At 63.7% G+C, this 20,644-nt stretch carries 19 protein-coding genes and 1 tRNA gene; 9 read left to right on the top strand and 11 right to left on the bottom strand.

The window, feature by feature from the left end; translation table 11 throughout:
* The gene (locus VF194_RS14070) at positions 1–1,119 is read left to right on the top strand and encodes a PA0069 family radical SAM protein (RefSeq protein ID WP_330891809.1); all 1,119 of its coding nucleotides are present in this window, start codon (positions 1–3) and stop codon (positions 1,117–1,119) included.
* Positions 1,120–1,146: 27 nt separating this feature from the next.
* On the opposite strand, the gene VF194_RS14065 is transcribed toward VF194_RS14070, so the two are convergent.
* The 3 genes from VF194_RS14065 to VF194_RS14055 all read right to left on the bottom strand — a co-directional run bounded on the left by VF194_RS14065 (position 1,147) and on the right by VF194_RS14055 (position 3,350).
* Entirely contained in the window at positions 1,147–1,365 is a 219-nt protein-coding gene (locus VF194_RS14065) for a hypothetical protein (protein WP_330891808.1), read from the bottom strand.
* Between the two features lie 103 nt (positions 1,366–1,468).
* Positions 1,469–1,864, bottom strand: a complete 396-nt coding sequence (locus VF194_RS14060) for a DUF3606 domain-containing protein (RefSeq protein ID WP_330891807.1) — start codon at positions 1,862–1,864, stop codon at positions 1,469–1,471.
* 76 nt (positions 1,865–1,940) lie between these two features.
* On the bottom strand, positions 1,941–3,350 hold the full coding sequence (locus tag VF194_RS14055; protein ID WP_330891806.1) for an adenylate/guanylate cyclase domain-containing protein: 1,410 nt from the start codon (positions 3,348–3,350) through the stop codon (positions 1,941–1,943).
* A 187-nt stretch (positions 3,351–3,537) separates the two neighbouring features.
* On the opposite strand from VF194_RS14055, the gene VF194_RS14050 reads away from it, so the two are divergent.
* Positions 3,538–3,945 (top strand): MmcQ/YjbR family DNA-binding protein, encoded by a 408-nt coding sequence (locus VF194_RS14050; RefSeq protein ID WP_330891805.1) that lies wholly within the window; start codon positions 3,538–3,540, stop codon positions 3,943–3,945.
* 41 nt (positions 3,946–3,986) lie between these two features.
* On the opposite strand, the gene VF194_RS14045 is transcribed toward VF194_RS14050, so the two are convergent.
* From VF194_RS14045 to VF194_RS14035, 3 genes are read right to left on the bottom strand one after another with little or no spacing between them, the layout of a single operon-like run.
* Positions 3,987–5,423 (bottom strand): DUF294 nucleotidyltransferase-like domain-containing protein, encoded by a 1,437-nt coding sequence (locus VF194_RS14045; protein ID WP_330891804.1) that lies wholly within the window; start codon positions 5,421–5,423, stop codon positions 3,987–3,989.
* Positions 5,420–6,187 carry a 3'-5' exonuclease gene (locus VF194_RS14040; protein ID WP_330891803.1) on the bottom strand — a complete coding sequence of 256 codons (768 nt, stop codon included), beginning with the start codon at positions 6,185–6,187 and terminating at the stop codon, positions 5,420–5,422. The genes VF194_RS14045 and VF194_RS14040 overlap by 4 nt, the downstream gene beginning before the upstream one ends.
* Before the next feature lies 1 nt (position 6,188).
* Complete coding sequence (locus VF194_RS14035; RefSeq protein ID WP_330891802.1) at positions 6,189–6,842, bottom strand: hypothetical protein; 654 nt, start codon at positions 6,840–6,842, stop codon at positions 6,189–6,191.
* A 153-nt stretch (positions 6,843–6,995) separates the two neighbouring features.
* Between VF194_RS14035 and VF194_RS14030 the strand changes: the two genes are divergently transcribed.
* From VF194_RS14030 to VF194_RS14010, 5 genes are all read left to right on the top strand, one after another.
* Positions 6,996–7,262: a DUF4212 domain-containing protein gene (locus VF194_RS14030; RefSeq protein ID WP_330891801.1), complete on the top strand. Its 267-nt coding sequence runs from the start codon at positions 6,996–6,998 to the stop codon at positions 7,260–7,262.
* Between the two features lie 16 nt (positions 7,263–7,278).
* Positions 7,279–9,126 (top strand): sodium:solute symporter family protein, encoded by a 1,848-nt coding sequence (locus VF194_RS14025; RefSeq protein ID WP_330891800.1) that lies wholly within the window; start codon positions 7,279–7,281, stop codon positions 9,124–9,126.
* 77 nt (positions 9,127–9,203) lie between these two features.
* On the top strand, positions 9,204–9,527 hold the full coding sequence (locus tag VF194_RS14020; RefSeq protein ID WP_330891799.1) for a hypothetical protein: 324 nt from the start codon (positions 9,204–9,206) through the stop codon (positions 9,525–9,527).
* Positions 9,524–9,823, top strand: a complete 300-nt coding sequence (locus VF194_RS14015) for a hypothetical protein (RefSeq protein ID WP_330891798.1) — start codon at positions 9,524–9,526, stop codon at positions 9,821–9,823. The genes VF194_RS14020 and VF194_RS14015 overlap by 4 nt, the downstream gene beginning before the upstream one ends.
* A gap of 11 nt (positions 9,824–9,834) precedes the next feature.
* Entirely contained in the window at positions 9,835–10,302 is a 468-nt protein-coding gene (locus VF194_RS14010; protein ID WP_330891797.1) for a hypothetical protein, read from the top strand.
* Positions 10,303–10,333: 31 nt separating this feature from the next.
* Here the strand turns inward: VF194_RS14010 and VF194_RS14005 are convergent, their stop codons facing one another.
* The 5 genes from VF194_RS14005 to VF194_RS13985 form a co-directional block, all read right to left on the bottom strand.
* Positions 10,334–11,146: an adenylate/guanylate cyclase domain-containing protein gene (locus tag VF194_RS14005; RefSeq protein ID WP_330891796.1), complete on the bottom strand. Its 813-nt coding sequence runs from the start codon at positions 11,144–11,146 to the stop codon at positions 10,334–10,336.
* 113 nt (positions 11,147–11,259) lie between these two features.
* Positions 11,260–11,336 (bottom strand) — tRNA-Ile (locus tag VF194_RS14000).
* 47 nt (positions 11,337–11,383) lie between these two features.
* Entirely contained in the window at positions 11,384–13,438 is a 2,055-nt protein-coding gene (rpoD, locus tag VF194_RS13995) for an RNA polymerase sigma factor RpoD (RefSeq protein ID WP_330891795.1), read from the bottom strand.
* A 65-nt stretch (positions 13,439–13,503) separates the two neighbouring features.
* Complete coding sequence (gene dnaG / locus VF194_RS13990; RefSeq protein ID WP_330891794.1) at positions 13,504–15,348, bottom strand: DNA primase; 1,845 nt, start codon at positions 15,346–15,348, stop codon at positions 13,504–13,506.
* 62 nt (positions 15,349–15,410) lie between these two features.
* Positions 15,411–15,869: a GatB/YqeY domain-containing protein gene (locus VF194_RS13985; protein ID WP_330891793.1), complete on the bottom strand. Its 459-nt coding sequence runs from the start codon at positions 15,867–15,869 to the stop codon at positions 15,411–15,413.
* A 312-nt stretch (positions 15,870–16,181) separates the two neighbouring features.
* Between VF194_RS13985 and carA the strand changes: the two genes are divergently transcribed.
* Both carA and carB read left to right on the top strand, forming a co-directional pair.
* A complete protein-coding gene (gene carA / locus VF194_RS13980) occupies positions 16,182–17,357 on the top strand; it encodes a glutamine-hydrolyzing carbamoyl-phosphate synthase small subunit (protein WP_330891792.1) in 1,176 nt (391 codons plus the stop codon).
* Positions 17,358–17,390: 33 nt separating this feature from the next.
* Positions 17,391–20,624: a carbamoyl-phosphate synthase large subunit gene (gene carB, locus VF194_RS13975; RefSeq protein ID WP_330891791.1), complete on the top strand. Its 3,234-nt coding sequence runs from the start codon at positions 17,391–17,393 to the stop codon at positions 20,622–20,624.
* The last annotated feature ends 20 nt before the right edge of the window (positions 20,625–20,644 follow it).

Below are 20,644 nucleotides of genomic sequence, written 5' to 3'. Positions count from 1 at the left end.
ATGAGCAAGCTGACTCCGAGGACGATTTCGACTGCCGCCGACCATGCCCATCCCGATGCCCGGCATGGCCGCGGCGCGATCAACAATGCCACCAACCGTTACGAAGCCGAACGGCGCCAGCGCGAGGACGACGGCTGGGGCAATCTGGAGGAGGCCGAGCCGCTCAGGACTGTGCTGCATGAGGATACCAGCCGCAGCATCATCGCCTGGAACAAGTCGCCCGACGTCCCCTTCGACCGCTCGATCAACCCCTATCGCGGCTGCGAGCATGGCTGCGTCTATTGTTTCGCGCGGCCGACGCATGCCTATCTCGGTTTTTCGCCGGGGCTGGATTTCGAAACCCAGATCGTTGTCAAGCGCAATGCCGCGCAATTGCTGCGCAAGGAACTTGCGGCCAGGAGCTACAAGCCGGCCGTGCTTTCGATGGGCACCAATACCGATCCCTATCAGCCCGTCGAGCGCGAGTTGAAGATCACCCGCAGCATCCTCGAAGTGCTGCTCGAGACGCGCCATCCGCTCGGCATCGTGACCAAGAATTTCCTGATCACCCGCGACATCGACATCCTGTCGGAAATGGCCCGGCTCAATCTGGTGAAGGTCCATGTCTCGGTCACCACTCTGGACCGCAAGCTCGCCCGCGCGATGGAGCCGCGGGCATCCACGCCGCCGAAGCGGCTGGAAGCCATCAGGCTGCTCAACGAGGCCGGCATTCCCTGCGGCGTGATGCCGGCGCCGATGATCCCGCAGCTCAACGACATGGAGCTGGAGCGCATCCTCGAGGCGGCCTATGACGCCGGCGCGCGCGAGGCGGGGTTCGTGCTGCTGCGCCTGCCGCTGGAGCTCAAGGAGATCTGGCGCGAATGGCTGCAGGAGCATTATCCCGACCGCGCCGCGCGGGTGATGAAAATGGTGCGCGAGGCGCGCGGCGGTGCCGATTACGTGCCGCAATTCGGCAACCGCATGCGCGGCGAGGGACCTTATGCCGATTTGATCGCGCAGCGTTTCAAGCTGGCCTGCAGCAGGCTCGGTTTCAACAAGCGGCGTCTGCCGACGCGCAGCGATCTTTTCGTGCTGCCGGGAAAATCCGACCGGGACGAGCGGCAAGGCAGCCTTTTCTAGACGTTTGCGACACCGTCCGCCAGGACGTCAGGGCCGCATGAATTCGTAATCGCGCTCTTCCAGATTGTCGATCACGAACATCAGCTCGGAGCGGATATCGTCTAGCGTGCGATGCCGCTTCAGCACGCGCACCGCTTCCGTGATCAGGGTACCGGCAATGGTTTCCGGCGGAATGGCGGCCCTGGCGCCGTCCTCCAGCAGGGCGGCGACATGTCGGCTGACCAGTTCGTAGGGGCTGGCGGTCATGAGATTTTCCTTTCGCTGACGATGCATGGGAGCCGCGTCAGCGAAAGCCTTGTCCGTTTCCCCCGCGTGAACCTTGACCCAGGTCAAGCTCTGCTGCTGCCGATCACAGCGGTTTGCCGAGAAAGGCCGCGACATCGGCCGGGATGAAACCGACGGTGCGGACGGCCTCTTTCAATTCTTCTTCCGAAACGCCGAAGCGCTGCGTCCAGTAGCGGATTTCCTCGGTTTCGCTGACATTGACGCGCCGAGGGGGAGCGCTGTTTTCGACGGCATCGCGGGTTTTGTTACCGGCTTCGGCAGCCGGCTTGTCTCTCTTTTGCGGCGTGGCGGTCGTCGGCTGGCTGATCGCTACGGGATCGCTCGCCGGGAAGGTGCCTTCCAAACCGGCATCCAATTCGTCTTCCACATCGCGTTTCGACTTGTGCGCATCGTCGAGTTCGTCAACGTCATGCGCCGAAACCTGGTCGGATTTGGGCTGTTTGTCGCGTTTGTCTGCCATTTGGTGCCTCCATGGATCTTGCGTTCAACCCAGGAGCGACCGGATCGGTTCCCGATGGCAGCGTTAAGGGAATTTGCTAGGGGATTTCGTAGACCGGCACTTCCTGGCTGATGCCGCGCAGTGGCTGCGGCTGCGGCCTGGGCATCAGGCCGGCATGCTTGAGCAGCGCAGTGGTTTGCGGATCCTCCACCACGGCGCCGGTTGCGAAGATCGCGTGCGAGGCGGCGAGGTTCTGCACCCGCGATGCGATGTTGACGGTCTGGCCGAAATAATCCTGCCGCTCGTTCAGCATGACCGCGAGGCAGGGACCTTCATGGATGCCGATCTTCAGCAGCAGGTCCTGGCTGCCGCCATGGGCCCGGTTGAAGCTGCCCATTGCCTCGCGCATGCGCAGGGCCGCCGCCAGCGCCCGCTCCGGGGTTGGAAAGGTCGCCATCACCGCATCGCCGATGGTCTTGACCACGGCGCCGGCCTCGGAAGCGACGATCTCGTGCAGCACCTGGAAATGCGCCTTCACCAGATCGAAAGCCGCCAGATCGCCGACCCGCTCGTAAAGCTCGGTCGAGCCTTTCAGGTCGGTGAACAGGAAGGTGAGGCTGACGATTTTCAGCCGCTGGTCGATATCGAGCGTATCGGTACGATACAGATCGCGGAAGTTCTGGTTGGTCAGCAGGCGCTTCGCCGTCAGGAAGGGGCGGCGATGGCCGAGCAGATCGTGCAGACGGTCGTCGGCGATCCATACGCCCGGCAGCACGCGATGATGCGTATTGTTCTCGAGTTGCAGCCGCAAGGGGCCGGGCCGCAGCCTGACCGCCTCATTCGGCGTATGCGTGTCATTCAGGATCATCGACAGGCTCTGCCGCTCCTGCGTTGGCTCGCCCTGCACATCCAGGAACTGCGCCGCATGGCTGACGGGATCGAAAACAATGGCGAATTGCGCCGGCAACTGCAGCGACAGGATCGCCCGCTCGCCCGGCGGCAGTTCGATGGTTTCGAGCGTCAGCTCGTCGACGATTTCCGCGAAGTTCGCCGGCAGTTCGATGCCGGACCCCCAGTAATATTGCCGGGAATATTCGGCGATCGACAGGCTTTCCGGATCATGCGCGGCGATGCGGCGGACGCGCGGCGATACCGTGAAGGTGACCTCGACCAGCTCGTCGAGCGTCGGCTCATAACCGGCTGCGCAGAGCGCGCAGTTGTAATGTTCGCTGCGCACGGTCCTGAGCGACGTGTTGGCGGCCAGCACGCCGCCGCAGCCCGGGCAGAGTACATTCCACGACAATTCGAAAAGGCCGAGCCTTGCCGCATGCAGAAAGGCGCCGATGGCGCGCTCCTCGTTGAGCTTGCGCTCGGCGGCGAAGGACAGCACATTGACGCGGCACAATGCGTGGTCGGGTGCATTGCGGACCAGATCGTCGATGGCATCTGCGGCTTCAGGATCGGTGGACTGCCGCAAGGCCGCGAAGAGAGCGTCGGCGTCCTTCATGGCCGCAGATTACGCCAGATTTGCGTCGGCGGCGAAAACTTCTACGTGACCGGCCGCCGCTAGCGGGGCAGGCGAATGTGAGGGCATGAAACTGCGCGCCTGACGCGAGATTCCCATCGTCGGGATATAGCGGGGCGCAGCGGGCTGGCGGATAGCTGGCGTGTGGACTACTGAATGGAATTCGATAATGAAGCCGTCAGACCGTTTGCGCAAAATCTGCCTTGCTCTGCCTGAGGCGGTGGAGCAGGAGACCTGGGACATCCCGACCTATCGGGTGCGCAGGAAAATTTTCGTCATGGAAACCGAAACCGAAGGGCGGCTGTCGCTCTGGTGCAAGGCGTTGCCCGGCAGTCAGGCCATCCTCGTTGGCGCCGATCCGCGGCGCTTCTTTGTGCCGCCCTATGTGGGTCACAAAGGCTGGGTCGGCATGTGGCTCGACGGCAGGCCCGAGTGGAACGAGGTGGCCGAGCTGGTCCGGCGCAGCTATTGCCAGATTGCGCCGAAGCGGCTGGCCGTTGCGGTGAATGCCGTCGCCAGCAAGGTGCCGCCGCGGTCCGGAAGCGATGGCCGGGTGAGGACGCGCAAGGAGTTTTGATCCTGGCTGTTTAGAAGGTTCTCCATAAGCGACACCCGCGCTCAGCCGCGCGTGAGCACGCCCTGCACCATCTCGGGTAGCAATTCGAGATGCTTCAGCGCCGCTTTCAGCCGGACAAGGTCGCGGCGGGCCAGTGCATCGGGGTCGACGCGGCTGCCGGGCTTGGCGCCGGTTCTGATATCGGCGATCTGCTGGCGCAGCATCAGCCTCAGGAGAAGCTCCTGGGCCTCGGCAAGCCGTGCCAGGTCCTCCTCGCCGATCAGGCCGCCCTTAGCGGCAACCGCTTGCAGGCGTTCGCCGGTACCTGTCGCATTGCTGCCCAGCTTGAGCGCCATCACACGGGCGGAGCTGACCAGCGGCAAAAGGCCGCCGAGCTTGAGGTCGACGCGGCCGTCCTTTTCCCGCAGCCGGCCGAACAGGCCGATGGCCGGCGGCATCTGCGCTGCCTGCTCGGCCAGGAGCCGCAGGAAAAGCGGCGAGGCGCGGGCGGCGGCGACCGCCTCCAGACGCAAATTCTCGCCGAGCCGCAACGCGCCATAGACCGGCCTGAGATCGTAGAAGATATCGACGTTCAGCAAGGCCTCCGCCGAATGGCGGCGGATCCAGTCGGTCACCCGCAGGCGCCATTGCCCCTGATTGCCGCGCCAGGCGGTATTCTTCGCCATCACGCCGCCCTTGCAGTAGGGGATGCCGGCCTCGTTGAGCAGGTCGGCGATCATTTCGCCGGCGCGGGCATACCAGCCGTCATCCTCGGTGCTGCCGGCATGGATGATGGCATTGTCCTGATCCGGCGTGAGCAGGCTTTCGCCGCGTCCGCCCGAACCGAGCATCAGCACACACCAGGGCGCAGGAGGCGGCTCATGCGTTGCGGTCAGCTTTGCCTCCACTATGGCGGCGGCGCGGGCAGTGATGTCGGCATAGATGCTGCTGATCACGGCTGCGATGGCGATTGCGCTGGAGCCTTCGGCCAGCAAAAGCGCAGCCAGCTCCGGCAGGGCGGCGCGGGCATGGGCCAGTTCGGCCGCATCCTGCGCGACATCGAGTTCGTCGGCGATCACCTGGCCTTCCAGGGCGCGCTGCTGCAGCAAGGCGCGGGCCGACAGCATACCGATGAAGCGGCCGGCATAGTCGGTCACCGGCAGATAGCGCAGGTTCAGCCGCCGCATGCGGCCGATGGCGCGGAACAGGAAAGCGTTTTCGGCGATGGCGACGATATCGGCAGTCATGATGTCGCGTGCCGTCAGCGCGAGAGCGGCAGCGCCACGCCTGGCCAGCGCCCTGGTCAGGTCGCGCTCGGTGAGGATGCCGACATGACGACCGTAGCGGTCGGCGACCAGCAGCGCGCCGCGCTGATCGGCGGCCATGGCGGCGGCGATCTCGACCAGCGTGGCGGCTTCGGCGATGTCGCGCGCCGGTCTGCGCATGACCTCCGATACGCGCCGGCGATAGGGTTCGAGATCGTGCGGCAGTTCGCTCACGGCGCGCTCCGAAGCTTGTGCGGCAGCAGCAGGTCGACGGCCCAGCCGGCCTTGCCCTGGCCATGCATCAGGTCGCGCTGCCTGGCGATGAGAGCTTGCGCGCCGCCCAGCGTGCCGACCCCGAGCCCGGCCAGCGCCGGCAGCAGATGCCGCCAGATCGCGGCAGCGGCCTCGGCATCGCCCAGCGCGCTGTGGCGGCCGGCGATTTCGACGGCAAGAGCGCGCGCGATGGCATCCAGTGTCACTGCCGCCGCGCGCGGCTTCAGTCCGGCGTAGAGCATGCCGATATCGATGGCGGCAGCCGGCGGATGAAAGGCCAGGCGATGGCGCTCGGCTTCATGGCGCAACAGCGCCAGGTCGAAAGCGATGTTATGTCCAACCAGCACCCGGCGGTGCCAGAAGATCTGGATGCTTGGCCAGATCAGGGCGAAAGGCGGCGCGGCGGCAACCTTGCGATCGTCGATGCCGTGAATCGCGATGGCTCGCTTCGGAATCTTGATGCCGGGATAGACCAGATAGTCGAGCGGCGGCGCGGTCTCCAAGCGGCTTCCGCGGCTATGCAACCCTGCAACGGCGAGCAGCCTGTCGTGCGCCACGTTCAGGCCGGTGGTTTCGGTGTCGAGGATGGCGACCGGCAGGGTCGCCAGCGGTTCGTCGGCTGGAAAACTTGCTGCCGTTCCGAGGCGCGCCGGCGCGCGGCTGGAGATGGTTCTCGCGGCGCCGATCAGCCGGCTGAGCAGACCATCGGCCGATCGCCGCAGCATGCTATCTGGCGTCCGCGGCGCCGTTGGCTGCCGGAAGCTCCGCCAAAGCCCGGACCAGTGCCTCGCGCCGGAAGCGCTTGAGCATGGCGCTGTGCATGGCGAGCGCATGCAGGCGGAGGTCGCCGAGGATCACTTCTAGGTCGTGGCGCTTGAGCCGGTCGTGGATCGGCGCCAGTTCGTGGATCAGCGCCGCTGTTCCCTCGACGACATGATCCGGCTGTGCCGGTTCCGCCTGGCGGGACAATGCGAAGCGGCGCGCGAAGGCTTCCTTGCGGTCCTGCCAGTCGCTGCGATGCGGCGGGCAGCTTTCGTCCAGCAGGTCCGGATAGAGCGCGGCGACGGCGGCGGCCAGTCGCGCCCGCGTCCGCTCGTCGGCCGGCCGCAGCATGCCCTCGGTCAGGATCAGCGTGTCCCCCAGGGTGCCGGCATAGGCCTCCCAGCGGCAGACCTCCAGGCCGTCCCGGAAAGCAGCCTCGGTCAGCAGCTTTTCGTAGTCGTGCATGGTCTTGACCCGGCAATAGCCGATCACCGTCTTCTGCGCCAAATAGGCGGCTTCGCCGGAAACGAAGGTCCTGAATTCGACCAAAGTCGAAACCGCCGGCGGAAAGAAGAAGTCCCATGTGCGGCGCAATAAGCCCGGTTCGCTGTCGATCATGTTCCTGCGTGTTCCTTGATGCGATCCGTTTGACCTTGGTCTAATGCGATGAACCGCTTCGCCCTGCCTATAATCCCAGCAGCTGGTGCATGGAATCAATCATCTCGCACCAGGACGACAACGACAACAACAACCTCAGGGGCAGGATCGCTCATGTCAGACTTATCTCCTGAAAAGGCCAAGGCCTATTGGTCCAGAACATCAGGTCTGATGTGGACCATGCTGGGCATCTGGTTCTTCTTTGGTTTCGTGGTGCATTTCATTGCGCCGCAGCTCAACACAATCCGCATCATCGGCTTCCCCCTCGGCTTCTACATGGCCGCGCAGGGTTCGCTGATCGCCTTTGTCATCGCGCTATTCTGGTTCGCTTCGAAACAGAACCAGGTCGATGAAGAGTTCGGCGTGGCGGAAGACGAATAGGGAAGGGAACGACGCTATGGCGAACAACACCCAAAGCGGGGGTCGCAGTTTCATCGACAACCTTGGCAAGATCTATGGAATCTATACCGGCGGCTTTGCCGCCTTTGTGATTCTATTGGCCATTCTGGAACAGATGGGCGTGCCGAACCGGATCATCGGCTATCTCTTCGTGTTCCTCACCGTCGGCGTCTACGCGCTGATCGGCATCCTGTCGCGCACGGCGGAGATGGGCGAATACTATGTCGCCGGCCGCAAGGTGCCGGCGCTCTACAACGGCATGGCGACTGGCTCCGACTGGATGTCGGCCGCCTCGTTCATCGGCATGGCCGGCACGCTTTATCTGCTGGGCTATGACGGCCTTGCCTTCGTGCTGGGCTGGACCGGCGGTTATCTGCTGGTCTCGATCCTGCTGGCGCCGTATCTGCGCAAGTTCGGCCAGTATACCGTACCTGACTTCCTCGGCGCCCGTTACGGCGGCAACCTGGCGCGCTTTTGCGGCGTAGTCGTTCTGATCTCGGCGTCGTTCACTTACGTGACGGCGCAGATCTTCGGCGTCGGCATCATCGCCTCGCGCTTCCTCGGCATTTCCTTCGAGGTGGCAGTCTTCGTCGGCTTGGCCGGTATCCTGGTCTGTTCGATGCTCGGCGGCATGCGGGCGGTGACCTGGACGCAGGTGGCACAGTACATCATCCTGATCATTGCCTACCTGATCCCGGTGATCATCCTGTCGGCCAAGGTGACCGGCGTGCCGATCCCGCAATTGATGTACGGCCAGGCGCTCGAGAAGATCGAGGTTCTGGAGAAGTCCATCGGTGTGGTGAAGGGGCACGTAATGCCGTTCGCCAATGCCAAGGGCGAATTGAGCTTCATCGACGCGGTCAACTTCTTCGCGCTGATCCTCTGTCTGATGGTCGGCACGGCGGCGCTGCCGCATATCCTGATGCGCTACTTCACGACGCCGAGCGTCCGTGACGCTCGCAAATCGGTGGCCTGGAGCCTGTTCTTTATCTTCCTGCTGTATTTCACGGCGCCGGCCTATGCCGCCTTCGCCAAGCTGGAAGTGTATCAGAACGTGATTGGTCTCCACATCGATCAGCTCCCGCAGTGGGTTCAGTCCTGGGGTGAGATTGGCCTGGTCGGAACCTGCGACCGCCCCGATGCCGCCGCGCGCTTTGCCTTGTGCAAGGGCGTGACCGGCAACGGCGACGGTATTCTGCAGCTCAGCGAGTTCAGGATCGCGGCCGATGCCATCGTGCTGGCCACGCCGGAAATCGCCGGCCTGCCGTATGTCATCGCGGGCCTGGTTGCGGCCGGTGGTCTGGCGGCGGCGCTCAGCACGGCCGATGGCCTGCTGCTCGCCATCGCCAACGCGCTCAGCCACGACATCTACTACCGGATGATCAATCCGCATGCCGAGACCAAGCGTCGCCTGATCATCAGCCGTGTGCTGCTGGTCGTGGTGGCGATCATCGCGGCCTGGGTGGCATCGACCAAGCCTTCGACCATCCTGTCGATGGTGGCCTGGGCCTTTTCGATTGCCGCGTCCGGCTTGTTCCCGGCGCTGGTGATGGGAATCTGGTGGAAACGCACCACCAATACCGGTGCGGTCGCTGGCATGATCGCGGGTTACGGCGTCTGCGTCTATTACCTGGTGATGACGCAGTTCTACCACATGCCGCTCTGGTTCGGGATCAAGAACGTCTCTTCCGGACTGTTCGGCCTTCCGGTGGCCTTCATCGTGACCTATGTGGTCAGCAAGATGACGGCCGAGCCCTCGAAGGAGATGCAGGACTTCATCGACAGCATCCGCATCCCGCGGGGCGAGGTGAAGCTGGCCCGGGCTGAAGATGCCGTGATCCATTAAATCATCGCTTCTTTCGATGGCGGCGGGGACCTTGGACTGGTCCCCGCCGTTTCCTTTATCGCTTCCGCTGGAAATCCATGACATCGCAACCCGACTTTTTCTGGAACTACCTGCCGTACTGGGTGGTTGCTTATGGCTTCGCCGTCGTCGGATGGACCTGTATCGGCCGTTTCCTGATGATGGCCTTCTTGCCGCCGGATCATCCGAACTACATCTTCCGCTGGTTCAGGCTTTTGACGAACTGGGCGATATGGCTGACGGACTTCATCACGCCACGGTTTATCAATCCCCGTTTTCTGCCGCTGATGACGGCCTTCTGGGCTTTCGCGCTGCGTTACGTGGCGCATTTCGCTTTTGCCGCTTATGGTCTGGCGCCGACCTTGGCGGGGGCGGCGTCATGAATCCGCGCAATTTGTTCGTCGCCGTGCTCGGCGTGACACTGATCAACGGCTTCGTCTCGCCCTTGGTGCCGCTGGTCTTCATCCTGGCGCCGGTCTGGCTGCCGGAATTCGCGCCGCGCAGTTCGATCGCCATCCTCTATGGCACGTCATTGATTGTATCCGTTTCGACGCTGGTGCTGTCCGGGGTGCCGGCGGCGCTGTTCGAACGTTTCACCGGGCGCCAGCAGAGCGATCAGATATCCATGCTGGTGTGGCTGGGGAGCGCGATCCTGCTGACCCTGCCTGGCCTTATCTGAGCGGAGCGGCCATGCCTGAACCGATCGAAATGCGGGTCAGGACATTGGCGGTTCACTCGGTCGGTCGCGGTTGCTTCTTCGCCGGTTTGGCGATCTGGTGCGTCATGATCGGCCTGATTGCCGATCCGCTCCAAGCGATCAAATCGGGAGCGATCCTCACCCTGATCGTCGCCTGTGTCCTGCTGCTCAAGGCGACATGGGTGACGCATCGCTCGTATAGGCGGACCGAGGTCTGGCTGCTGCTGAACCGGCAGATCGAACTGCGGCCCGAGGCGGCGCAGCGGATCATCACCGGTACATTGCGCGAAATCTATCTGCGCTGTGCCCTCTATGCCGTGCTGATTGCTGCCGGATTCTGCTGCTTTGCATTGATTTTCTGGCTGGCGCCCGGCGCCTGGGTAACGGAAGGCGCACATCAGCGGATCGGCTTTTCGACCGGTCAGCACCGCAATATCGAAGCCTTCAGGACAATGCCTTGACGGAAAACCGCCGGACGTGACGTCGAGGTCATCAGCCGTCGCGGCGGCGCGGCGGCCATAGTCCTTCCGGAAAGGACCCGAAGGGAAAACGCAGCGCCAGGAACAGCCCCATTCCAAGCATCGGCCAGACGAACCACAACGTACGGTGCGACGTCAGCAAGTTGATGATGATCAGGCCAGCCAGGATGACCCCGAACCGCCAGGCAAGGCGCGTCCACTCCGCCATCGCCCTGTTCACGACCTCCGGCTGACGGAGAGCGCCAGGAGATGCCCCATCATCCGTTCGGCGCGGCGTCGTCGCTTCGGTCTTCTGATCGAGCAATACGTGGTAGGCCGGCACGGGCTCGGCGATATTCTTGATCTCGCGCTTGCCCAGGAACGAAAACCCGACATTGATCTTCTTGCGGACCTGTTCGAATACGGTGCCTGAAATGCAGATGCCGCCGGGTTCGGCCAGGGATTCCAGCCGCGCGGCGACATTCACCCCTTCGCCATAAAGGTCGTCGCCCTCGACCATGACATCGCCGAGATTGATGCCGATGCGAAACTGCATCGGCGGCCGTTCCGCTTCTCCACCATTCAGGATTTCGAGGCGGCGCTGCACCTCGACGGCGCAGGAGACGGCTTCGACCGGCGAGGCGAATTCAGCAAGCAGGCCATCGCCCCAGGTGTTGATCACGCGGCCCTGGCGCCGCTCGATCTCCTCCACCATCGCCGCGCGGTATTGCTTGAGGCGGGCGATGGTGCCGACCTCATCCTGTTCCACCAGGGCGCTGTAGCCCTGGACATCGGCACAGAAGATCGTCGTGAGCTTGCGGCGGATGCCGGTTGCGGTGTCGGTCATGGCAGGGACTGTTTTCGCATGCGCCTGGGGGAAGATTACACCCCGAGCGCAGGGCGAAATAGCAGAATCCGTCACAGTTTCGGCTGCTGGCGGAAAATAATCGCGAGGGGAAATGGTGGGCCCGGCAGGACTCGAACCTGCAACCAGACCGTTATGAGCGGCCGGCTCTAACCACTTGAGCTACAGGCCCGGAAGCGCGAGGAAAACGCCCCGGCAGATACCGAGGCGCCGTGCCTCTTAGGTATCCAAGAACGAGCGCAATTTACGCGACCGGCTCGGATGCTTCAACTTCCTCAGCGCCTTGGCCTCGATCTGGCGGATGCGCTCGCGGGTGACCGAGAACTGCTGGCCGACTTCCTCAAGCGTGTGGTCGGTATTCATGCCGATGCCGAAGCGCATGCGCAGCACGCGTTCCTCGCGCGGCGTCAGCGTCGCCAGCACCCGCGTGGTGGTCTCACGCAGGTTGGAGTTGATCGCGGCATCCACCGGCAGGACGGCGTTCTTGTCCTCGATGAAGTCGCCGAGATGCGAATCCTCCTCGTCACCGATCGGCGTCTCGAGGCTGATCGGCTCCTTGGCGATCTTGAGCACCTTGCGGACCTTCTCCAGCGGCATGCCGAGCTTGGTCGCCAGCTCCTCCGGCGTCGGCTCGCGGCCGATCTCATGCAGCATCTGGCGGCTGGTGCGCACCAGCTTGTTGATCGTCTCGATCATATGCACCGGAATGCGGATGGTGCGTGCCTGGTCGGCGATCGAACGCGTGATCGCCTGCCGGATCCACCACGTGGCATAGGTCGAGAACTTGTAGCCACGGCGGTATTCGAACTTATCGACCGCCTTCATCAGGCCGATATTGCCTTCCTGAATCAGGTCGAGGAACTGCAGGCCGCGGTTGGTGTACTTCTTGGCGATCGAGATGACGAGGCGCAGGTTGGCCTCCACCATCTCCTTCTTCGCCACGCTGGCTTCGCGCTCGCCCTCGCGCACCTGCTTGTAGATGCGCTTGAACTCCGAAATCGGCAGGCCGAATTCGGTGGCGATCGCCGCGATCTGTTCGCGGATCGGATTGACCTCCTTGGCGCCGGATTCGGCGAAGCGGGCCCAGCCCTTGTGGCTCTTCAGCTTGGCGACCTTTTCCAGCCATTTCGGATCGAGTTCCTGGCCTTCGTAATTCTTCAGGAACTCATCGCGCGGAATCTTGTAGCTCTCCGCCAGCCGCAGCAGCTTGCCTTCCTGCATCATCAGCCGCTTGTTGAGGCCGTACATGGTCTCGACCAGCGACTCGATGCGGCTGTTATTGAGATGGACCGACTCCATGAGGCGGACCATTTCATGCTTCAGCTTCTGGTACGCCTTGTCTTTCTTGGCATCGATCTCCTGGTGCGCCAAGGCAGCCTGCAGGCGCTCTTCCTGCGTCTTCTGCAGCTTCTTGTAATGCTTGGCGATGGCGTCGAAGGCTTCCAGGACCTGCGGCTTGAGCTGGGCTTCCATGGCGGCGAGCGACAGATTGGCCTCGTCGTCCTCGTCCATCTCCTCAGCCGGCGCCTGAGCGGCTTCGCCATCGGGCTCTGCGTCCTTCGGCTTGGCGGCCTTCTTGTCGGGCTTGGCTTCCGCCGGTTTCGCCGGGGCGACGATTTCGAGCTTCGCCGGCTTCGGCGCGGCGGCTTCGACCGCTGCGTCCTCGTCCTCGCCTTCCATGCCCGGCTCGGGACCGGCGCCGCCGCCCATGGTCGCTTCCAGATCGACCACGTCGCGCAGCAGGATCTTGCCGTCGACCAGGTCGTCGCGCCATTTCACGATCGACTGGATCGTCAGCGGGCTTTCGCAGATGGCGCCGATCATCTTCTCGCGGCCGGCCTCGATCCGCTTGGCGATGGCGATTTCGCCCTCGCGCGAGAGCAGCTCCACCGAGCCCATCTCGCGCAGGTACATGCGCACCGGGTCATCGGTGCGGTCGACTTCCGCCTTGGCCGGCGCGGTTTCGCCCTCAGGGGCTTCGTTCTCGAGTTCGGCTTCGTCCTTGTCCGCGTTTCCGTCGTCCTGCTCCTCCGACTCCACGATGGTGATGCCCATCTCGGAGAGCATCGCCATGGTGTCCTCGATCTGCTCGGAGGAGACCTGTTCGGGCGGCAACACGGCGTTGATCTCGTCATACGTGACGTAGCCGCGCTCCTTCGCCTTGGCCAACATGCGCTTAATGGCCGCGACGGATGCATCGATCAGCGGGGTATCAACCACTTCTTCCTTTTCGGGGGCTTCGGTGGCGTCAGGGGCCGTTGCTTGTTTCGCCATGCCGGTTCCTAACTCGTCCTATTCAGCGTCGAAAAAAACTACAAAGCCGCCCCGGTTGGAACGGCTCAATCCTGGTCCGATATCGAAACCTGGCTGCGTGCAGAACCAACCTCTGCTTTCAAGGCCATAAACCGCTGCCATGCTTCGGGATTCGTATTATTGGCAAGATCGGCTTCCGCCGCTGCCAGCTCCTGTTCCAGCTCCGTTAACCGGTAACGCTGCACGGCCTGCCACCAACCTCTTTCGACCTTGTCCGGGGCGGTGCCTGCTCGTGCAAACGGCTCAAGAACCCGTCCGGTCTCGCCGATCAATAGGTCGAGCTGCGCTCCGAGTCCTTGTTGCCTCAAATGGGCTGTAAAGGCCTCGCCGTCAAGACCCGGATGGCGGGAAGCCTCTTCTAGAATCCGGCTCTTAAGGCTGTCAAGCGGACCCTGGGGGAAAGCCAGTGCGGCAAAGGCCTCGCCATGTTCCTCCAGCAGCCAGGGATGGGTCAGCACCGCGATCAGCAGGGCCCGCTCGGTCCGGCTGGAGCGGTCGGGCTGCGGCGGCGGAGGGCTGGCCGGCGGCAAGGGGCCCGGATTGCGCCAATTGCCCGCTCCAGGGCGGCGGCCGGCCTGGAAATTAGGGGAAAACTGCCGTGCCGGCGCAAACAGGGTCCGGAGGCGGCCTCGGAAATGGTCTTTATAGTGGTTCTGGACGGCGGGGCTCTTGATCTGATTGGCGAGCCCCATCAGGGCAGCGTCCAGGGCGGCGCGGCGTTCCGGCGTGTCCAGCGGCCGTCCCTCGGTTTCCTTGCGCCACAGGATATCGGCCAGCGGCAGGGCGGCCGACAGAATCTGCTCCATTGCCGCGCGGCCCTGGCCGCGGACCAGATCGTCCGGATCCTGACCGCCGGGCAGGATGGCAAAACGGAAAGACCGGCCCGGCTCCAGAAGCGGCAGGGCCCGGTCGGCGGCCCGCAGGGCCGCCCGCCAGCCGGCCGAGTCGCCGTCGAAGCACAGGATCGGCTCGTTGCTCATGCGCCAGAGCAGGGCCATCTGATCCTCGGTGAGCGCCGTCCCGAGCGGCGCCACGGCATGGCCGATGCCGGCCTGGGCCAGGGCGATGACATCCATATAGCCTTCGACCACCACCACGCCGCCGGCCTCGCGGGCGGCTTCGCGGGCGATGGCATGGTTGTAAAGGTTGTGGCCTTTATGGAAGAGGGGAGTTTCCGGCGAATTGAGGTATTTCGCCGGCGCATCGGGATCGAGCGCGCGGCCGCCGAAGGCAATTACCCGGCCGCGCCGGTCGCCGATCGGAAACATCACCCGATGGCGGAAGCGGTCGTAGGTCGCGCCGCCATCCTCGGGCTTGATCAGCAGGCCGGATTCGATGAGCAATGCCTCGGGGATGCCTCGCGCCAGCATGGCCTCTTTCAAGGCGGTACGGGAATTCGGCGCATAGCCGAGGCGGAAACGCTCGATGGTTTCCTGCCGCAGGCCGCGTCGCTGCAGATAGGCGCGCGCCTCGACGCCGGCATTGGCCTGCAATTGCGTCTGGAACCATTTGGCGGCTTCTTCCAGCGCCTTGCCCAAGGTCGCCGATTGTTCGGCTTTGTCGCGATCTTCCGGGCGCAAGCGGGGGACGGCCAGCCCTGCCTCCTGAGCCAATTGTTCGACCGCTTCCGGGAAGGACAGGCCGGAACTGCGCATGGCGAAGCCGATCACATCGCCATGGGCGCCGCAGCCGAAGCAATGGAAGAAGCCCTTGTCGTCGTTGACCGTGAACGAGGGGGTCTTTTCGTTATGGAAGGGGCAGAGGCCGGTGAATTCGCGGCCGCGCTTAATCAGCCGCACCGAGCGGCCGACCACCCCGGACAGGGGGACGCGGTTGCGCAGCTCTTCCAGAAAAGAATCAGGAAACGCCATAGCCCCTCACTCCCAGGCCCATCCTGGACCCGGGACAGCCCCGCAGAGTAGCAATGAAAAGACTAGCTCAGAAGCTCTTTCAGGACTGCCGCGGCCTTGGCGAAATCCATCTGGCCGGCATATTTCGCCTTCAGGACGCCCATCGCCTTGCCCATGTCCTTGATTCCCTGGGCGCCGACCTCGGCGACGGCGGCCTTGGCGGCAGCCTCCACTTCCGCCTCCGACAGCTGCTGGGGCAGGAATCCCTCGATGATCGCGATCTCTTCCTTCTCCTGCTCGACCAGATCGAGCCGGCCACCCTGCTCGTAGGCGGCAATCGACTCGCGGCGCTGGCGTACCATGGTCTGCAGCATCGAAAGGATGTCGGTATCGGCAATGCCGGTCCGATCGTCGCCGCTGGTCCGCGCAGCGATATCGCGGTCCTTCAGGGCAGCCAGGATGAGGCGCAAAGTGGCAATACGGCGCGTATCCTTTGCCTTCATGGCATCCTTGAGCGCCTGGTTAAGCTTTTCGCGCAGCATCAGCATTCCCTCTGCGGTAACGGAATCGGGGGTTTTTGGAAGGGGCGCAGCATAGCCCATGCGACCGGATCACGCAAAAAGAATAACCCTTTGATCCTGTTATAATTTTCAGTTGAGAACCGGGCTTGACGACGGCTTCCGTTTTGATATGGTCCGCCCCCGGTTAGCGCGGCATACATCACGTGCCGCACCATCGTTATAATCTGTGCCGTACCGCCGGAGTCGGGTCCTCGCATCGCCCTCCGGTGGTTTTTTGCGGCCAGAGCTACGCCGCCCGCCCGGCGTAGCCTTGCTTGAGTGGAGAGCCGGATCATGGCCGAGACACAGAAATACGCCGCACCGCCGGGCCCGGGCTATACGGGTGTGGTGGTGCTGGCCGATGGCAGCGTGTTCTGGGGTCATGGCCTGGGCGCCGAAGGAGAAACGGTCGGCGAGGTCTGCTTCAACACCTCGATGACGGGCTATCAGGAAATCCTGACCGATCCGTCCTATGCCGGGCAGATCATCACCTTCACCTTCCCGCATATCGGCAATACCGGCACCAACAGCGAGGATATCGAAACCCAGGGGATTGCAGCACGCGGCTTGATCCTGCGCGCGCCGATCACCAGCCCATCGAATTTCCGCAGCAACAGCCATTTCAACGATTGGCTGAAGCTGCGGGCCCTGGTCGGCGTCAGCGGCATCGATACCCGCGCCATGACGCGACGCATCCGCGATGGCGGCGCGCCGAACGGCGTGATCGCCCATCGCAGGGACGGCAAGTTCGATCTGGCGGCTTTGCATGCCAAGGCGAAGGCATGGCCTGGCCTGGAAGGCATGGACCTCGCCGCCGAGGTGAGCTGCCGGCAGACCTATACCTGGGACGAGACGCGCTGGAGCCTGGGCCAAGGCTACGGCAAGCTGGAACAGCCGAAATTCCGTGTCGTCGCGCTGGATTTCGGCATCAAGCGCAACATCCTGCGCTGTCTCGCGGATGTGGGGTGCAAGGTCACCGTCGTGCCGGCCGATACGCCGGCGGAAGACGTTCTGCGCCACAATCCGGATGGTGTGTTCCTGTCGAACGGTCCCGGCGATCCGGCAGCCACCGGCAAATATGCCGTGCCCACGATCAAGACGCTGATCGACAGCGGCAAGCCTGTCTTCGGCATCTGCCTGGGCCATCAGATGATGGCGCTGGCGCTCGGCGGCCGGACGGAGAAGATGCATCGCGGCCATCGCGGCGCCAATCATCCGGTCAAGGACATCGAGACCGGCAAGGTGGAGATCACCAGCCAGAATCATGGCTTCTGCGTGGTCGATGACAGCCTGCCGGCGAATGTCGAGCGCACGCATGTCTCGCTGTTCGACGGCTCCAACGAGGGCCTGAAACTGAAGGACAAGCCGGTTTTCTCGGTCCAGTATCATCCGGAAGCCTCGCCGGGGCCGCAGGACAGCCATTATCTCTTCGAGCGCTTCGTCAAGTTGATGGAGCAGCAACGCGGCTGAAACGCTTCGCGTCTTCGCTGCCCCAGGTGGATCATGCCCAAACGTACCGACATAAAAAGCATCCTGATCATCGGCGCCGGCCCCATCGTGATCGGTCAGGCCTGCGAATTCGACTATTCCGGCACGCAGGCCTGCAAGGCGCTGAGAGCGGAAGGCTATCGCGTCATCCTGATCAACTCGAACCCGGCGACGATCATGACCGATCCGGGGCTGGCGGATGCGACATATGTCGAGCCGATCACGCCGGAGATCGTCGCCAAGGTGATCGAGAAGGAGCGGCCGGACGCGCTGCTGCCGACCATGGGTGGGCAGACGGCGCTCAATACCGCGATGCGCCTGGCCGAGATGGGGGTGCTGGAGAAGTTCGGCGTGAAGCTGATCGGCGCCAGCCGCGAGGCGATCGCCAAGGCCGAGGACCGCGAGCTGTTCCGCCAGGCAATGACCAAGATCGGTCTCGACATGCCGCGCTCGGGCACGGCGCATACGCTGGAAGAAGCGCGGGCGCTGCTCTCGCATGTCGGCCTGCCGGCCGTGATCCGGCCGTCCTTCACCTTGGCCGGCACCGGCGGCGGCATCGCCTATACGCATGAGGAATTCGACGAGATCGTGCTGCGCGGGCTCGATGCCTCGCCGACCACCGAGGTGCTGATCGACGAATCGGTGCTCGGCTGGAAGGAATACGAGATGGAGGTTGTCCGCGACCGCAAGGACAACTGCATCATCGTCTGCTCGATCGAAAATGTCGATCCGATGGGTGTGCATACCGGCGACAGCGTCACGGTGGCGCCGGCGCTGACCCTGACCGACAAGGAATACCAGATCATGCGCGACGCCTCGATGGCGGTGCTGCGCGAGATCGGCGTCGAGACCGGCGGCTCCAACGTGCAGTTCGCCGTGAACCCGGCCGATGGCCGCATGGTCGTCATCGAGATGAATCCGCGCGTCTCGCGCTCGTCTGCCCTGGCTTCCAAGGCGACCGGTTTCCCGATCGCCAAGGTCGCCGCCAAGCTGGCGGTGGGCTACACGCTCGACGAGTTGATGAACGATATCACCGGGGTGACGCCGGCCTCCTTCGAGCCGACGATCGACTATGTCGTCACCAAGATGCCGCGCTTCACCTTCGAGAAGTTCCCCGGCACCGAGCGGTTGCTCAATACCTCGATGAAGTCCGTCGGCGAAGCGATGTCGATGGGCCGCTGCTTCCAGGAAAGCCTGCAGAAGGCGCTGCGCTCGATGGAAACCGGGCTGACCGGCCTGAATGAAGTCGAGATACAGGACGCGGATGAAGCCGATGGCAAGGAGGCGATCATCGCTGCCCTGGCCAAGCCGACGCCGGATCGCCTGCTGGTGATCGCGCAGGCTTTCCGGCATGGCCTGTCGATTGCCGAGGTCCATGCCGCCTGCAAGTACGATCCCTGGTTCCTCGAGCAGATCGAGGAGATCGTCCGGGCGGAGCAGCGCATCCGTGAAAAGGGCCTGCCGCAGGATGCCGACGGTCTGCAGGCGCTCAAAAGCATGGGCTTCTCCGATGCGCGGCTGGCCGAGTTGAGCGGCCGCACCGAAGCCGAGGTGGCGGCGCAACGGCGCGCTGCCGGCGTGGTGCCGGTATTCAAGCGGGTCGATACCTGCGCGGCGGAATTCGAAAGCCGCACGCCGTATATGTATTCGACCTACGAATCCGTCGCCCAGGGCGAATGCGAGGCGCAGCCGTCGGACCGCACCAAGGTCATCATTCTCGGCGGCGGTCCGAACCGTATCGGCCAGGGCATCGAATTCGATTATTGCTGCGTGCATGCCGCCTATGCGCTGAAGGAAGCCGGGTTCGAGACCATCATGGTCAACTGCAATCCGGAGACCGTCTCGACCGATTACGACACCTCCGACCGCCTCTATTTCGAGCCGCTGACGGTCGAGGATGTGCTGGAGATCGTCCGCATCGAGCAGTCGAAGGGCAAGCTGCTGGGCGTTATCGTGCAGTTCGGCGGCCAGACGCCGCTGAAGCTGGCGGCTGGCCTGGAAGCCGCCAAGGTGCCGATTCTGGGCACGTCGCCGGATGCGATCGACCTGGCCGAAGACCGCGAGCGTTTCCAGCAGCTTTTGGAGAAACTGCAGCTCAAGCAGCCGGCCAACGGCATCGCCCGCTCGGAAGAGGAGGCGCGCGCCGTGATCGCGCGGATCGGCTATCCGGTGGTGATCCGGCCCTCCTATGTGCTGGGCGGCCGCGCCATGGAGATCGTGCGCACACCGGCGCAGCTCGAGCGTTACATGACCGAGGCGGTAAAGGTTTCCGGCACGTCCCCGGTGTTGATCGACAGCTATCTGTCGGATGCCATCGAGGTCGATGTCGACTGCCTGGCGGATGGCGAGACGCAGTTCGTTGCCGGCGTGATGGAGCATATCGAGGAGGCCGGCATCCATTCCGGCGACAGCGCCTGCGCATTGCCGCCCTACAGTCTGGCGGCGCCGATTATCGAGGAAATCAGGACGCAAACCCAGGCTCTGGCGCGTGCGCTGAAGGTGGTCGGCTTGATGAACGTGCAATACGCCGTGAAGGACGACGTCGTCTATATCCTCGAAGTCAATCCGCGCGCCTCGCGCACGGTGCCCTTCGTTGCCAAGGCAATCGGCATTCCGCTTGCCAAGCTCGCATCCCGCGTCATGGCCGGCGAGGCGCTGTCGAGCTTCGACCTGAAGCGTCCCGGTGCCGGCCATGTCGCGGTGAAGGAGGCCGTTTTCCCGTTCGCCCGCTTCCCCGGCGTCGACATCATCCTTGGCCCGGAAATGAAGTCGACCGGCGAGGTGATGGGCATCGACCGCGACTTCGGCACGGCTTTTGCGAAGGCGCAGATCGCCGCCGGTACGGTGCTGCCGCTGGCCGGCAGTGTCTTCATTTCCGTCCGCGATGGCGACAAGCCGGCATTGGTGGACGCGGCGCGGCGCCTGATCGCCATGGGATTCGAGATTGTCGCCACCTCGGGCACGGCGCGTTTCTTCGGCGAACACGGCATCGCAGTGAAGCGGGTCAACAAGGTGATGGAAGGGCGGCCGCACGTGGTCGACGCCATGAAGAATGGCGAAGTCCATCTGGTGTTCAACACCTCCGAAGGCGCCGCTTCGATCCGCGACAGCTTCGATCTGCGTCGCACGGCGCTGATGAACAAGATTCCGTATTTCACCACCGTCGCCGGCGCGAAGGCGGCGGTGCGCGCAATCGAGGCCCTGCGGGCAGGGAGCCTTGCCGTGGCTCCGCTCCAGGCTTATTTTTGACGGTCTGTTAGGAAGGGGAG

Source organism: Ferrovibrio sp. (assembly GCF_036381655.1).
GTDB lineage: Bacteria > Pseudomonadota > Alphaproteobacteria > Ferrovibrionales > Ferrovibrionaceae > Ferrovibrio.
This window is presented reverse-complemented; position numbering and strand designations above follow the sequence as displayed.